Source organism: Halomonas sp. 113 (assembly GCF_904067645.1).
GTDB lineage: Bacteria > Pseudomonadota > Gammaproteobacteria > Pseudomonadales > Halomonadaceae > Vreelandella > Vreelandella titanicae.
Genome location: NZ_LR881453.1, coordinates 1,431,574 through 1,447,437, shown reverse-complemented (window position 1 = coordinate 1,447,437; position 15,864 = coordinate 1,431,574). Strand labels below are relative to the sequence as shown.

The 15,864-nt window shown below is 54.7% G+C and carries 11 protein-coding genes; 2 read left to right on the top strand and 9 right to left on the bottom strand.

Features of this window, described 5'->3' with window-relative positions; translation table 11 throughout:
• Positions 1–118: 118 nt before the first annotated feature.
• Positions 119–1,744: a methyl-accepting chemotaxis protein gene (locus YERSI8AC_RS06965; protein ID WP_022520461.1), complete on the bottom strand. Its 1,626-nt coding sequence runs from the start codon at positions 1,742–1,744 to the stop codon at positions 119–121.
• Between the two features lie 317 nt (positions 1,745–2,061).
• On the bottom strand, positions 2,062–2,418 hold the full coding sequence (locus tag YERSI8AC_RS06960) for a PHB depolymerase family esterase (protein ID WP_027959714.1): 357 nt from the start codon (positions 2,416–2,418) through the stop codon (positions 2,062–2,064).
• Between the two features lie 115 nt (positions 2,419–2,533).
• On the opposite strand from YERSI8AC_RS06960, the gene YERSI8AC_RS06955 reads away from it, so the two are divergent.
• Together YERSI8AC_RS06955 and YERSI8AC_RS06950 are read left to right on the top strand one after the other, a co-directional pair.
• Positions 2,534–3,652: a glycosyltransferase gene (locus YERSI8AC_RS06955; RefSeq protein WP_035538532.1), complete on the top strand. Its 1,119-nt coding sequence runs from the start codon at positions 2,534–2,536 to the stop codon at positions 3,650–3,652.
• On the top strand, positions 3,630–4,655 hold the full coding sequence (locus YERSI8AC_RS06950) for a lysylphosphatidylglycerol synthase transmembrane domain-containing protein (protein ID WP_022520464.1): 1,026 nt from the start codon (positions 3,630–3,632) through the stop codon (positions 4,653–4,655). The genes YERSI8AC_RS06955 and YERSI8AC_RS06950 overlap by 23 nt, the downstream gene beginning before the upstream one ends.
• Positions 4,656–4,745: 90 nt before the next feature.
• Here YERSI8AC_RS06950 and sucD read toward each other — a convergent pair whose 3' ends face one another.
• The 7 genes from sucD to sdhA all read right to left on the bottom strand — a co-directional run bounded on the left by sucD (position 4,746) and on the right by sdhA (position 15,861).
• A complete protein-coding gene (gene sucD / locus YERSI8AC_RS06945) occupies positions 4,746–5,618 on the bottom strand; it encodes a succinate--CoA ligase subunit alpha (RefSeq protein WP_009287300.1) in 873 nt (290 codons plus the stop codon).
• Complete coding sequence (gene sucC, locus YERSI8AC_RS06940; protein ID WP_009287299.1) at positions 5,618–6,784, bottom strand: ADP-forming succinate--CoA ligase subunit beta; 1,167 nt, start codon at positions 6,782–6,784, stop codon at positions 5,618–5,620. The genes sucD and sucC overlap by 1 nt, the downstream gene beginning before the upstream one ends.
• A gap of 146 nt (positions 6,785–6,930) precedes the next feature.
• Positions 6,931–8,370, bottom strand: a complete 1,440-nt coding sequence (gene lpdA / locus YERSI8AC_RS06935; RefSeq protein WP_022520465.1) for a dihydrolipoyl dehydrogenase — start codon at positions 8,368–8,370, stop codon at positions 6,931–6,933.
• A 126-nt stretch (positions 8,371–8,496) separates the two neighbouring features.
• Complete coding sequence (gene odhB / locus YERSI8AC_RS06930) at positions 8,497–10,089, bottom strand: 2-oxoglutarate dehydrogenase complex dihydrolipoyllysine-residue succinyltransferase (protein WP_159176415.1); 1,593 nt, start codon at positions 10,087–10,089, stop codon at positions 8,497–8,499.
• Positions 10,090–10,127: 38 nt separating this feature from the next.
• Entirely contained in the window at positions 10,128–12,962 is a 2,835-nt protein-coding gene (locus tag YERSI8AC_RS06925; RefSeq protein WP_027959716.1) for a 2-oxoglutarate dehydrogenase E1 component, read from the bottom strand.
• Positions 12,963–13,350: 388 nt separating this feature from the next.
• Positions 13,351–14,061 carry a succinate dehydrogenase iron-sulfur subunit gene (locus YERSI8AC_RS06920; protein WP_009287296.1) on the bottom strand — a complete coding sequence of 237 codons (711 nt, stop codon included), beginning with the start codon at positions 14,059–14,061 and terminating at the stop codon, positions 13,351–13,353.
• Positions 14,062–14,088: 27 nt separating this feature from the next.
• Positions 14,089–15,861, bottom strand: a complete 1,773-nt coding sequence (gene sdhA / locus YERSI8AC_RS06915; protein WP_022520468.1) for a succinate dehydrogenase flavoprotein subunit — start codon at positions 15,859–15,861, stop codon at positions 14,089–14,091.
• Between the last annotated feature and the right edge of the window lie 3 nt (positions 15,862–15,864).

Genomic DNA, 15,864 nt, shown 5'->3' with positions numbered 1-15,864 from the left:
GCTTGTCAGTTCGCTGCGCGAAGAGGACCACTTCCTGATGGCACAACCTAGTGAAAAACTTTATTAGCCCATTAAAAAGCAGCAGCGCCTTTGAGGCGCCACTGTTGTTATCAGATTATTAGAACTCTGCTTGTCTTGCAGCCGAGGATAAGGCCATTGCAGGCTTGTACTCTGTTGCTTTTTTCACAACAGCTTCATCTATTTGAAAGGCAGCTACCAGCTCGCGAAGTCGCCCAGCCTGATCTTCCAGGGAAAATGCTGCATTAGTCGACTGCTGAACCAAGGTGCTGTTTTGCTGAGTGGTAGAATCCATTTCAGTAATAGCAGTATTGATCTGCTCAATACCACTGCTTTGCTCCCGAGTGGCAGAGGAGACCTCGACCATCAGCATAGCGAGGCGCTGGATCACCGCTTCCGTCTCACCTATGGTCGCAGCGCCTCGCTCCGCTTGGTCAGAACATAGCTTTATTTTGCTACGCGTATCGTCGAGCATACTACGAATCTCACCTGCTGAAGCGGCACTGCGGCTTGCTAGCGCACGAACTTCTGTAGCGACCACTGCAAATCCACGGCCTTTATCACCAGCACGCGCCGCTTCAACGGAGGCGTTTAAAGCCAGGATATTGGTTTGAAATGCAATCGTATCGATGGCCTCAACGATCTTATCCATGCTTAGCGATGCGGCTGTCACTTCGCGCATTAATTCCACACTTCGGGAAACTTCTTCACCACTGCTTTGCATCTGTTGCGAAGCATTATGGGCCAGCGTATCAGCCTCTTTGGTTGAATCACTATTCTGGCGAACCGTTGCCGTCATCTCCTCCATACTTGAAGCCGTCTCCTGCAAGGCAGCTGCTTGCTGCTCAGTACGAGCGGCGAGCTCCTGCCCACCTTGGGCAATCTCATTGGCTCCGTTCAAGACATTCTCGCTAGAGTCACGTAGTGATGCGACCAAGGTAGTGAGCTCTTTACTCATTTCGGCCATGGAGGTTAATAACTGAGCCGTTTCATCACGTCCTGTGGTTACGATATCGTGTCGCAAATCTCCTTCCGCAACGCGCCTAGCAACCTCAACCGCTCTCCGCAAAGGCAATACAATGCTACGCGTAATAGCAATTGCCAGCGCCAGCGCCATCAACAACGCCACCCCCGCGAAAATACAAAGCTGCCAAATAGCCAAACGATACTCGGCATTTATCGCCTCGTTAGCCGTCTTGACCCCTTCAGCAGCCACTAGGCTAATTTCATCAGCCAACTCCTCAAGCTGGTAGATACTCTCTTTATGCTCACCGAAAGCCAGATTGGCTTGAGAGGTTTCGGTAATACTGCCTAGTTCAATTTGGCGATAGACTGACAAAAAACCCTCTTCATACCCCTGGAGGGCTCTTCCTGCCTGTTGGTACAAAGCATCGAGGCTATCCTTATCGGCAATTTGGCTACCCGCCTGGAAGGCGGCCTGTATTGCTTCGATGGTCGCCGTCCAACTTTGCTGGTAAGCCGCTACCCGATCACTATTGTCGATATTGATGAAGATATCTTTTTCAAAACGCCGCGCTTGCAATGCCAGCCGCTGAATTTCTGCGGCATTGCTTGCGAGTGCTACGTCCGTGTCCAAGGTTTTTTGGGCAGTATCCTTGGTGAAGGTGATGCCCATAATTCCCGCTATTAAAGTGCCCAAAAGAAATAGCGAGACCAAGCCAAAAGCCAGTGCGAGCCGTGTACCGATCTTGAACCGTGAAAGCATTGCCAAATCCTAACAAGTGAAAGAGCTAGGATTTTAGGCAACAAGAATGAAAACTGTAACTCAACCTTTGCAAACTATTGTCAACTTTTATACATAATCAAAGAGTATCTACTATACCAGCGCGTCTCACCTGCGCTAACTTACTGACAGACTAGACATAACCTGAGCAGATATCGGCCAGTTCTATGACACTATCTGCCGATGCTGACAGAAGAACCGCAGCATTTCCCGGGCAGCGTCAGGGCCTTGAGGGTCGGTATAGCTGCCCTTTTTGCTACCTCCTGACCAAGCCATGCCCCCATGGATACGCCACTGCTCTAAGCATGGCTTACCCGAAGCATCACGGTGGGTGGTACAGGTGTAGCCGCGGCCCTTGGAACGTTGCCTTGCACTACCGTCGCTCCTGCTTGACGCGATGTGCTGTACTGGGCGGCCACGCGATCCGCGTTGCGGGGGAGCACGGTGGTGTCGCGGTCGCCATGAAACATAATCGCTGGCACATCCGACGCCCACCCGGCTCCTTTTGCTTTGTTACCGCCAGCGAGGGGCCCTGTGCCTCCCTGCATGACCCCCAAGGCATCGGGGAAACTCTTGACCACGCCGTGGAGCAGCCCAGAGTGCACGCCTACCGCCGCAAAGATATCGGGGTAGATCATCGCCAGAGTGGTCGCCATGGTGGCGCCTGCCGAGAGCCCTGCCACATAGACACAAACGGGCTCCGTTGTCTCTGAACTGACTTATTTCTCCTTTATGGTGAAACGATGACACTCTTTGGGGTTGGAGGTTAGCTTGCACATTGCCGATGTGACGATGTTTCATGCCCCCGCCAGCGGCGGTGTGCGCACCTATTTGCAGGCCAAACACCGTGTTTTCTCGCGTATTCCACAGCTGCGCACCAGCCTGCTGGTGCCGGGGGCGGAGCGGGATAGTCTTGGCGACCACCACACGCTACCGGCGTTACACCTTCCTTTGGGGCAAGGTTACCGCTTTCCGCTACGCGGTTCTCCGTGGCGTGATGCACTGATTGATCTGAAGCCCGATCTGATAGAGGCTGGCGACCCCTATGTAACGGCCTGGGCGGCGCTCGATGCGGGGCAACGCCTCGGCGTGCCTGTGGTGGGCTTTTATCACTCTGATCTTCCGCGCCTGATGGGTGATCGCTTTGGGCGCTACGTTGAGAAACGCTTAACCCACTATGTCACGACGCTTTATAGCCAGTTTGATAGCGTGCTGGCACCCTGTAACGCCATGGCGAATCGACTGAATGACTGGGGCGTCAATAACGTTCGCGTTCAGCCATTGGGCGTCGATTTGGCGCAATTCAATCCCCAGCAGTGTGACTCTGCGTTTCGCCAAACCATGGGTATACCCAGCGACAAAAAGCTGCTGATCTTTGTGGGCCGCAATTCCCGCGAGAAAAATATTGATGTGCTGCTTACGACGATGCGTCAGCTAGGCAGCGATTACCATTTGCTGCTGATGGGGCCCGGCATGCCACATCACGTACCCAGTAATGTCACCATCGTTGATCGCTGTTGTGGCGCCCACGAGGTCGCGAAGGCGCTAGCCAGTAGCGATGCGCTGTTACATGCGGGCACCCGAGAAACCTTCGGCTTAATTGCTCAGGAAGCGATGGCAAGCGGCATTCCAGTAATAGCAGCGAACGCAGGGGCGCTGGCAGAAAACGTGCCGCTGGGGGCGGGTATTTTATGCAAACCGCTCGACCCCGTTGCCATGGCGGAGGCGTGTGTGGCACTGTTCAGTAATGATGTCGCCGCCAGTGGGCGCTATGCGCGCCGCCATGTAGAGCGCCATTTCAACTGGGATGGTGTCATGCATTCCCTGCTGGAGCACTATCAGCAGCTTTGCCACGGCAGCCAACCGTATGCACTCCACCAACACCACTAGTCGCCGTCAGCTACTGAAGTGGCGACCCATCCATGGTGTGATGATTGCCTTAGCGCTGATTGCACCGCTAGTGCTCACTGCTTGGTTGGGTGGCGCTGAAGCACTGCAGCGCGTCAAACACTTCCCACTTGGGCTGCTGTTATTGATGCTGGTGATGGCCTTTCTGTGCTGGAACCTGAATGCAGCAAGGCTACGTTTGATGCTGGGTGGCCGTGCGGGCAGGCTCGGCCAGCGCGGCGCGCTGGGTATCGAGCTGGCGTCCAAGTTTGCCCTGTGCGCCACCCCAGGCGGCAGCGGTGGCCCAGCAACCCTGTTGTTGTTGCTTGCGCGGCGCGGTTTCCCGCCTGCCAAGGGCGCGGCGGTGTTCCTGATTGATCAAGGCTGCGATTTACTGTTCTTCCTGGCCATGCTGAGCGGCCTGGTGCTCTTTTCAATGCTAAGCGACACCCAATGGCCACATCAGTCGCTCGTGCAGTGGGCACTGGTAGGATTAGCGTTCATGGCAGCGCTGGTGATTGTCGTAATGCGTTATCTACCCAGCCTATTGCGTTCACCCGGCGTGAACACGCCATGGCCAAGCCGATATCAGCGACGCTGGCTCGTACGGCGCCTCTTGCGCTGTCGGCATGCGTTAAAGGTCACCCTTAAGCTCCCGCGCAGTATATTGATCACCATGCTAGCGCTGACGACGGCGCACTGGCTCATGCGCTACAGCTTGCTCTATTTGGCAGTACTGGGAGTAGGTGGCCATGCGGACTGGATGTGGACATTCTTGACCCAGATGCTGGCGATGGCAGCCAGCCAATTTAGTTTTCTGCCCGGCGGCGCGGGTGCTGCGGAGGTGGGCGTAGGAAGCCTGTTGTTACCGTTGATGGAGCGCGAGCAGGCCGCAGCAGCGGTACTGGTGTGGCGGTTGGTCAGCTACCATTTATATTTGGCGGCAGGCGCGCCGCTCTTTGTACTGTATAGCTATCGCATGCTGCGTCGCTCACCGACGCCATAGCAACATTAGCCAGAACAACATTAAATGTGCAGAAATGAATAAGGGCGCCCCGAGGGGCGCCCTTATAACGTGCAGCTAAACGTCAATGGCTTACCAGCCAGTCACTTCTTTCAGCGCATCACCGATTTCAGCCAAAGAGCGCACGGTTTTAACACCAGCGTCTTCTAGAGCAGCAAACTTCTCGTCAGCGGTGCCTTTACCGCCAGAGATGATCGCGCCCGCGTGGCCCATACGCTTGCCAGGAGGTGCAGTAACACCGGCAATGTAGGAAACCACGGGCTTGGAAACGTTAGCTTTGATGTAAGCCGCCGCTTCTTCTTCAGCCGTGCCACCGATTTCGCCGATCATGACGATAGCTTCGGTTTTCGGGTCTTTCTCGAACATCTCAAGAATGTCGATGAAGTTAGAGCCCGGAATCGGGTCGCCGCCGATGCCCACACAGGTAGACTGACCAAAACCGTGATCAGTGGTCTGCTTGACGGCTTCATAGGTCAAGGTACCAGAACGAGATACGATACCTACGCGGCCCGGCTGGTGAATGTGACCCGGCATGATGCCGATTTTGCATTCGCCGGGGGTGATAACACCTGGGCAGTTCGGGCCAATCAGACGTACACCCAGCTCGTCGCACTTCACTTTGGCTTCGAGCATGTCTAGCGTGGCGATGCCTTCAGTGATGCACACAATCAGCTTGATACCAGCATTCGCCGCTTCAAGGATCGAGTCTTTACAGAACGGCGCCGGTACGTAGATAACGCTGGCTTCCGCGCCGGTTTTCGCTACCGCTTCTTTCACGGTGTTGAAAACGGGCAGACCGAGGTGCTCCTGGCCGCCTTTACCCGGCGTAACACCACCGACCATTTGCGTACCGTAGGCAATCGCCTGCTCGGAGTGGAACGTGCCTTGGCCACCGGTAAAGCCCTGGCAGATGACCTTGGTGTTCTTATCGATCAGGATGCTCATTACTTGCCCTCCGCCGCTTTAACGACCTGCTGAGCCGCGTCGGTCAGACTGGTAGCCGCGATGATGTTCAAACCGCTAGATGCTAGTTTTTCAGCACCCAGCTCGGCGTTGTTACCTTCCAGACGTACGACAACCGGTACGTTGACACCCACTTGCTCAACGGCACCGATAATGCCTTCAGCAATCATGTCACAACGAACGATACCGCCGAAAATGTTAACCAGTACGGCTTTAACATTGTCGTCAGAGAGGATGATTTTGAACGCTTCTGCCACGCGCTCCTTGGTGGCGCCGCCACCAACGTCCAAGAAGTTAGCGGGCTTGCCGCCGCTCAGGTTGACGATGTCCATGGTGCCCATGGCCAAACCTGCGCCGTTAACCATGCAGCCGATGTTGCCATCAAGCGCGACATAGTTAAGTTCCCACTTCGCCGCATCGGCTTCACGCTGATCTTCTTGCGAAGGGTCACGCATGGCCTGCAGGTCAGGGTGACGGTATAGAGCGTTGCTATCCAGACCCAGTTTGGCGTCGAGGCAGTGCAGATTGCCTTCTTCAGTGACGACCAGCGGGTTAATTTCCAACAGCGCCAGGTCTTTGTCGTGGAACAACTGAGACAGACCCAGGAAAATCTTGGTGAACTGCTTGATCTGGTCGCCCTTCAGGCCCAGCTCAAAGGCTAGCTCACGCGCTTGGTACGGCTGCGCGCCGACCAGCGGATCGATTTCGGCTTTGAGAATCTTTTCCGGCGTCTCTTCTGCAACCGTCTCGATCTCGACACCACCTTCGGTGGAGGCCATGAAGACCACACGACGGGTAGTACGGTCAACCACGGCACCGAGATACAGCTCATCGGCGATGTCAGTGCAGGTCTCAACCAAAATCTTGGCAACAGGCTGACCTTTTTCGTCAGTCTGGAAGGTTACCAGGTTTTTACCCAGCCACTGCTCTGCAAATGTTTTGGCTTCAGCCGGGTCTTTAATCAGCTTAACGCCACCCGCTTTACCACGGCCACCGGCGTGAACCTGGGCTTTAACCACCCACATGTCACCACCGATTTTTTTGCAAGCCTCTTCCGCTTCTTCGGGCGTGTCGACTGCAAAGCCTTTAGACACTGGTAGACCATAGTCGGCAAACAGCTGTTTACCTTGATACTCGTGAAGATTCATCGATTCATGCCATTGGTTGCATGTGACTCGAACGATGATCAGTTTCTAAAAAACTGGCCATCCCCGTTCTTTCGATCTTTGTAGATTAAGACAAAGCCGAAAGTTTGCGCCACCCTTAAAAGGTGGCGCTTCGTTGTTTAACTAAATTACTTACGCTTCTTGCGATTGGCCATATGAATCGCGTGACCATCTACCGCAAGCGCTGCTTCATGAATTGCTTCAGCAGTCGTTGGGTGCGCATAACACGTCAATGCCAAATCCTCAGCGCTGGAGCCGAACTCCATGGCAATCACACCCTGGGCAATCAATTCGCCAGCGTGTTGACCCACAATGTGCATACCGAGAATGCGGTCAGTTTCCGCATCAGCGATGATCTTAGCCATGCCATCTGAAGCGTTGTTGGCGAGCGCCCTACCGTTAGCTGCAAACGGGAAAGAACCCGTTTTAATCTCAATTCCAGCAGCCTTGGCTTCCTGCTCGTTAATACCGACCCAAGCCACTTCTGGTGCGGTATAGATCACGCTAGGAATAGCGTCATAATTCATCTCAGCCTTATGGCCAGCGATAATATCGGCCACCATAACGCCTTCTTCAGAGGCTTTATGCGCCAGCATCGGGCCGCGTACACAGTCGCCGATAGCATAAATGCCCGGGACGTTGGTACGGCACTGGTCATCGACAAAGATAAAGCCACGCTCATCCAACTCAACGCTAACGCCTTCGTCAATTACGCCTTTGGTGTAGGGGCGACGGCCAACACAAACGATGAGCTTGTCAAAGGTCATCTCTTGTTCGCCGTTGGCATCGCTGTACTTCACAACGACTTCTTCGCCTTTGACTTCCGAACCGGTCACACGAGCGCCGAGTTTGATATCCAGGCCCTGCTTCTTGAGTAGCTTCTGGGTCTCCTTGGCGATGGCGGTATCCACCATCGGCAGGAAGGTGTCCATGGCTTCAAGCATAGTGACTTCACTGCCCAGGCGACTCCACACACTGCCCAGTTCGAGACCGATGACGCCAGCCCCAATCACACCCAGACGCTTAGGTGCCTCGGTAAATTCAAGTGCACCACTAGAGTCAACGATCAAGCCTTCGGTCATCGGGGTCGGTGGAATCTCAACCGGCACAGAGCCCGCTGCGATAACAATGTTGTCAGCGTCATAGGTGGCTTTTTCACCATCATGGCCAGTAACTTCGACCTGCTTAGACGCGACTACTTTGCCGGTGCCTTCAAGGGCGGTAACACCATTGGCTTTGAACAACGCGCTAATACCGCCGACGTTCTTGGCGATGACCTGATCCTTGAACTCAAGCATCTTGGCAATGTTCGTTGACACATCGCTGATTTCAATACCAATCTCGGCGTAATGGTCACGGGCCTCAACAAACTTGTGCGAGGTTTCCAGCAAGGCCTTCGAGGGAATACAGCCCACGTTTAGGCAAGTGCCGCCGTGAACTGTTTTACCTTCCTTGTTAACCCATTTTTCGACACAGGCCGTTTTTAGGCCCATCTGTGCGGCACGAATGGCGGCGACGTAACCGCCAGGGCCGGCACCAATAACGATCACATCAAACTTATCAGCCATGTTGGCTCCTCTAGCTTGCTGGCCTTCCGCCCGCTTTAACTCGAACCGGGCGGAAGGCTGTGTACGATTGCAGATATATCCTGGTTAAGCAGAAGCGTACTAAATCAATATGACGCTTATGCTTTTTTAGATATCCAGCAGTAGACGTGCCGGGTCTTCCAGCAATTCTTTCAAGGTGACCAAGAATTGAACGGCGTCTTTGCCGTCGATCATACGGTGGTCATAAGAGAGCGCCAGATACATCATCGGGCGAATCTCGACCTTGCCGTTGATGGCCATCGGACGATCCTGGATTTTGTGCATGCCCAGAATGGCAGTTTGCGGCGGGTTGATGATCGGGGTGGACATCAACGAGCCAAAGGTACCGCCGTTGGTGATGGTAAAGGTGCCGCCGATCATGTCGTCCATGCCCAGCTTACCGTCACGACCACGCTTGCCGAAGTCGACAATCTTGCGCTCGACGTCAGCGATTTTCATGCTGTCGGTGTCACGCAGTACCGGTACAACCAAACCACGGTCAGTGGATACCGCAACGCCGATATCCTGATAACCGTGATAAACGATGTCGGTGCCGTCGATAGAGGCGTTAACGTCCGGGAACCGCTTGAGCGCTTCTGAAGCCGCTTTTACAAAGAAGCCCATAAAGCCCAGCTTAATGTCGTGAGCTTTTAAGAACGTCTCTTTGTACTGCGCACGGAGGGCCATGATCTCGGTCATGTCCACTTCGTTGTAGGTAGTCAGCATCGCCGCGGTTTGCTGCGCCTGAACCAGGCGCTTGGCGATGGTCTGACGCAGACGGCTCATCGGTACGCGCTTCTCGATGCGCTCACCTTCGGCAGTTGGTGCCGCGGCAGCTTTCGCTGGTACAGACGATTTTGCTGCTTTCTTGGCAGAACCGTCTTTGACCGCTTTCTGAACGTCTTCTTTCAAGATGCGGCCACCTTTGCCGGTGCCTTCAATCTTGGCAACGTCCAGGTCATGCTCGGCAACCATTTTACGTGCGGCCGGAGCGAGGATTTTGTCACCGACTTTCTCGTCGGCGCCATCGCCATCGCTGCTGTCTGCTTTAGCGGACGCTGAATCGCCACCGCTTTCGCTTCCACTGTCGCCACCGGCCCCTTCGGTGAAGGTCGCAAGAATCGCTTCAGATTCAACCTGGCTACCCTCTTCGGCTTTAATTTCAGCCAGGGCGCCATCGGCCGGAGCGACCACTTCCAGCACAACCTTATCGGTTTCGATGTCGGCCAGCACGTCATCGCGCTTGACCGCTTCACCGACTTTTTTGTGCCAGGTCGCCACGGTGCCTTCCTGGATTGACTCAGGGAAGCTGGGGGCTTTTACGTCGTGTTGCTTGCCGCCACCGCTACCGCCACTGGCAGGCTTTTCTTGCTTCTCTTCAGACGGTTTTGCGTCAGCTTTCTCTTCGGTTTTTTCAGCGCTGTCATCGCTAGAAGATTTCTCTTCTTTGCTACCTGACGCACTGCCTTCACCGATTTTGCCCAGCACCTGCTCTGACTCGACGGTATCGCCCTCTTCGGCCATCACGTCGGTTAGGGTACCCGCTTCCGGTGCGACGACTTCCAGCACCACTTTGTCGGTTTCGATCTCAACAATCAGCTCGTCACGCTCAACGCTGTCACCCGGCTTTTTATGCCACGCCGCCACTGTGCCTTCGGCAACGGATTCCGGAAAGGTTGGCGCTTTGATCTCAGTAGCCATGTCGTTTCCCTTATATGTTCTCTAAATCCGGTGGTCGCTTATAAATTAAAAGCGTCTTCCACCAGCTGGCGCTGCTGTTCAGTGTGGACGGACATATAGCCAGCTGCTGGAGCAGCAGAGGCAGGACGTCCTGCAAATTTCAACTCGCGACCAAGGCCATCTTTCAGCATGTCGGCCACTGCACGCATATTGTGCTGGCTGGAGTACCAAGCGCCCTGATTAAGCGGCTCTTCCTGGCACCACACAATATCTTCTACGTTGGTATAGTCTTGCAGCGCTTCCAGAAGCTCTTCTTTCGGGAAGGGGTATAGCTGCTCAATACGCACAACTGCCGTGTCATGACGCTCATTCTCAGCGCGCCAAGCGGCTAAGTCGTAGTAGACCTTGCCAGCACATAGCACAACGCGTGTGACCTTCTTCGGCGCCAGATCTGCCTGGTCGGCGAGTACCATATGGAACTTACCGTGAGCGAGATCTTCAAGGCTCGAAATCGCTTCTTTATGACGCAGCAGCGATTTAGGTGTCATCACCACCAGCGGTTTGCGCAGCGGGCGAATCACCTGACGACGCAGTAGATGATAGATCTGTGCGGGCGTGGTGGGTACGCAGACCTGCATATTGTGCTCAGCACACATTTGCAGGAAGCGCTCCAAACGCGCCGAAGAGTGCTCCGGGCCCTGTCCTTCGTAGCCGTGTGGCAACAGCATGGTTAAACCACACACCCGGCCCCACTTCGTTTCACCCGACGAGATGAACTGATCCACGACCACCTGGGCGCCATTAAAGAAGTCACCAAACTGAGCTTCCCAGATCACCAAGTCATTCGGCGCAGTGGTTGAGTAGCCGTACTCAAATGCCAACACTGCTTCTTCCGAAAGGAAGGAGTCATGAATGGTGAAACGCGGCTGACCATCGGCCATATTCTGCAGCGGAACATAGGTAGTGCCATCTTTCTGATTATGCACCACCGCATGACGGTGGGAGAAAGTACCGCGCCCAACGTCTTGCCCGGTAATCCGGATCGGATGCCCCTGCTCTAGCAGCGTGGCGTAGGCTAGCGTTTCCGCAAAGCCCCAGTTAAGTGCCAAACCACCAGCCTGCATTTTACGCCGGTCTTCATAAATCTTGGCCACCTGACGCTGCACTTCGACGCCGTCCGGCACTTCACACATGCGAGCCGCTAACTGCTGCAGACGCTTCATATCAAACGTCGTGTCGGCATCACCAGACCATTCGTGACCCAGGTAAGGCGCCCAATCAACGAACAGAGAAGCGTTGGGCTCTTGCACCAGTGCATTGGCAACGTGGTTGCCTGCCACGAGGTCATCACGATAGGTTTCGATCATCGCTTTAGCGGACTCTTCAGAGAGCACGCCCTGATCAACCAAGCGCTTGGCGTACAGCGAGCGCGCAGAAGGGTGATCTTTGATCTTGGAATACATCATCGGCTGCGTGCCTGACGGCTCGTCAGCTTCGTTGTGGCCACGGCGACGGTAGCAAACGAGATCGATCACCACATCTTTTTTGAACTGCTGGCGATAGTCGAGAGCGACTTGGGTGGCGTGCAGCACTGCGTCCGGGTCATCGCCATTGACATGAAAAATAGGCGCTTGAACCATCTTGGCAATATCAGTGCAGTATTCGGTAGAGCGTGCATCCAGCGGATGCGAGGTGGTGAAGCCCACTTGGTTGTTAATCACAATATGGACGGTGCCACCGGTTTTATAAGCACGGGTCTGAGACATCTGGAATGTCTCCATCACTACGCCTTGACCGGCAAACGCCGCATCACCGTGGACGTTGATCGGCAGTACTTTACTGCCCTCTTCGTCGTTACGGCGATCTTGGCGGGCACGCACCGAACCCTCTACGACAGGCGCGACAATTTCCAGGTGCGACGGGTTAAACGACATCGCCAAATGGACTTCGCCGCCCGGGGACATGACGTTCGAACTGAAACCCTGGTGGTACTTCACATCACCTGAGCCGCGTTCGATGACTTTCTTGCCGTCGAACTCATCAATCAAGTCAGCTGGGTTTTTACCCAGAATATTGACTAGCAGATTGAGTCGACCACGGTGCGCCATACCGATGACCACTTCCTTGGTGCCATAACCGCCAGCACGCTGGATAAGCTCGTCCATCATCGGCACAAACGATTCGCCGCCTTCAAGACCGAAACGCTTGGTACCTGGATACTTGGATGCCAGGTAATTCTCCAAGCCTTCGGCGGCCGTCAAACGCTCCAGCACGTGCTTGCGCACGTCGGCACTGAAATCAGGCGCACTGCGTACCGACTCAAAACGCCGTTGTAGCCAGCGTTTCTCTTCCGTATCGACGATATGCATGATCTCGCAGCCGATGGAGCGGCAGTAAGTACGCTCCAACGCATCTACGATGTCACGCAGTGGCGCTTTGTCGATACCTAAAAAGAAAGAACCGGTTTGGAACTCGGTATCCAGATCAGCTTTTGAAAGCTGATGAAAGGACAGATCGAGATCGGGGACGGGGGTGGGATTACGCAGCCCTAGCGGGTCGATATTGGCCTTTTGATGGCCACGGAAGCGGTAAGCGTTGATCAGTTGCAGGACTTTTACCTGCTTTTTGTTTTCACCGCTATCGGCAGCGGCGACTACCCGGCCCGGGCGACTTTCGCGCCCCAACTGGTAGAACTGATCACGCACGGGGCTAAGTGGAACATCGTGGGAGGCACTGCCCTCGGGGCGCGGCAACTCATCAAAATAGCTGCGCCATTCGTCAGGGACAGACTCAGGATCGGCGAGGTACTGCTCGTAAAGCGCTTCCACGTAGTGAACATTGCCGCCACTAACGTGAGAGGAACGCCACATCAACTCCATTATGCCTTGTTGCATCTCTCGGTCACCCTGCACTGATGGGGTGGTATCGGTATCGTCGCAAACATGCGGCGACATCGCTATTGCCCTGCCGGCGGGGCGGGACATTTGCCGGCGGCGCCGGCCAACGGCCGGAAACCCTGTTCGTCTAGCTATTCTTCATCTCACACTTTATGTCGCATCTAGCGGTCATACTGTGTTTCTAGCGGTCATACGATGTTTCGTCTTCAGTTCATGCTCGAAAGCCGGTACCCCAGGCACCGGCTTTCAAACTTGTCTGATCAGCAGTGCGACGTGACGCCGCACCGCCTGACAAACCCTATGATAACAAGCGAAGCGCCATGATTTAAGTGGCATTATCACCCAACTTAAGTGGCAGGCGCTTTTTTACTAAGATGTCATAGGCTTAGGTAGCATCAGCGAGTAACATTTCGCGAATTTTACCAATTGCCCGGGTAGGGTTGAGCCCTTTTGGGCACACCGCTACACAGTTCATGATGCCACGGCAACGGAACACCGAGAACGGATCTTCCAGGTTGCTCAACCGTTCGCTGGTAGCCGTGTCACGTGAATCGGCCAGGAAGCGGTAAGACTGCAGCAAACCGGCCGGGCCGACAAACTTCTCGGGGTTCCACCAGAACGACGGGCAAGACGTTGAACAGCATGCACATAGAATACACTCATACAAGCCATCTAGCTTGTCGCGCTCTTCTGGCGACTGCAGACGCTCAATGGCCGGTGCAGGCGTATCGTTCTGCAGGTACGGCTGAATACGCTCGTACTGCTTATAGAACAGCCCCATATCCACGACCATATCGCGAATAACCGGCAGGCCCGGCAGCGGGCGCAGGGTCAGCTTGTTGTTTTTGACAACGTCTGACAGCGGCGTGATACATGCCAAGCCGTTTTTGCCGTTCATGTTCATGCCGTCTGAACCGCAGACGCCTTCACGGCAGCTGCGACGAAACGCCAAACCGCTGTCTTGTTCCTTCATCATATGAAGAACATCCAGCACCATCACATCGCGGCCTTTAGTATCGACCTGAAACTCCTGCATGTAAGGTGCGGAGTCGGTTTCCGGATTGTAGCGGTATACGGATACCTGAAGATTGGACATAGTGACTCCCTCTCGTCTATGCGGCGTTTAGTAGGTACGAACCTTAGGCTCGAACGTATCAACGGTTTTCGGCTTGAAGTTAACGTCGCGTTTTTTCAGCTCTTTCGTCGCTGGGAAGAAGAGCGAGTGCTTCAGCCAGTTGACGTCATCACGGTCTGGATAGTCGTAACGCGAGTGGGCGCCGCGGCTCTCTTTACGCTCTAGGGCAGCGATCGCCGTCGCTTCAGCCACTTCCATCAAGTTATCAAGTTCCAGTGCTTCTACACGGGCAGTGTTGAAGGCATTGGACTTGTCAGGCAAGTAGGCATTGGCGATGCGCTCGCGCAGCAGCGCTAGCTTGTCGACGCCTTCCAGCATGTTTTTCTCTTCGCGGAATACGCCGAAGGAGGTCTGCATGATTTCCTGAAGCTCAGCTTTCAGCTCAGGAATACTTTCACCACCCTCAGACTCATTCCAGCGCGTGATCCGCTTCATGGCCGACTCAATGTCAGACTCGGAAGCGTCCAGGTACTCAATGCCTTCGTTCAGCGCGCCTTCAATAAACATGCCTGCAGCACGACCGAAGACCACTAGATCAAGTAGCGAGTTACCGCCCAAGCGGTTAGCACCGTGAACAGAAACACACGCTGCTTCACCACAGGCAAACAGGCCGTTAACGATATGATCGTTACCGCTTTCGTCCATGGTAATCGCCTGACCATGAATATTGGTCGGAATACCGCCCATCATGTAATGGCAGGTCGGTACGACCGGGATCGGGTCTTTTGCCGGATCGATGTGAGCAAACGTCTTGGAGAGCTCAACGATACCGGGTAGGCGCTTACCAAGTACTTCTTCACCCAGGTGATCAAGCTTCAAGAAGACGTGATCGCCCTTCTCGCCACAGCCACGACCTTCCAGAATTTCCATGACCATCGAACGGGCTACAACGTCACGGCCCGCCAAATCTTTGGCATTCGGCGCATAACGCTCCATAAAGCGTTCGCCGTCTTTGTTGATCAGGTAGCCACCCTCACCGCGGCAGCCTTCTGTGACCAGCGTGCCCGCACCGTAAATACCGGTCGGGTGGAACTGCCACATTTCCATGTCTTGCATCGGGAAGCCCGCACGCAGCGCCATGCCAATACCGTCACCGGTGTTAATCAACGCATTGGTTGTGGAAGCATAAATACGGCCTGCTCCACCAGTAGCTAATACTGTGGCCTTGGACTTAATGTGAACCACTTCGCCCGTCTCGATACACATGGCGATACAGCCGACCACATCACCGCTGGCATTTTTGACCAAATCCACTGCATACCACTCATTGAGGAACACGGTATTGTTCTTCAAATTATTCTGGTAAAGGGTGTGCAACAGCGCGTGGCCGGTACGGTCAGCAGCGGCACAGGTACGAGCCGCCTGGCCACCTTCACCGAAGTTCTTCGACTGACCGCCAAACGGGCGCTGATAAATGCGACCGTTATCTAAACGCGAGAACGGCAGGCCCATATGCTCGAGCTCGAATACCGCTTTCGGGCCTTCAGAACACATATACTCCGCCGCGTCTTGGTCAGCGATATAATCGCCGCCTTTAACGGTGTCGTACATATGCCAGCGCCAGTCATCATTCGGGTCATCGGACGCAATCGCGCAGGTAATACCACCCTGGGCAGAAACGGTGTGAGAGCGGGTCGGGAAAACTTTCGATAACACGGCCGTCTTTTTGCCGGACTTCGCCAGCTCCAGAGCGGCTCGCAGGCCAGAGCCACCGCCACCAATAATAATGGCGTCAAACGTCAGGCTACGCAGATTAGACATGTA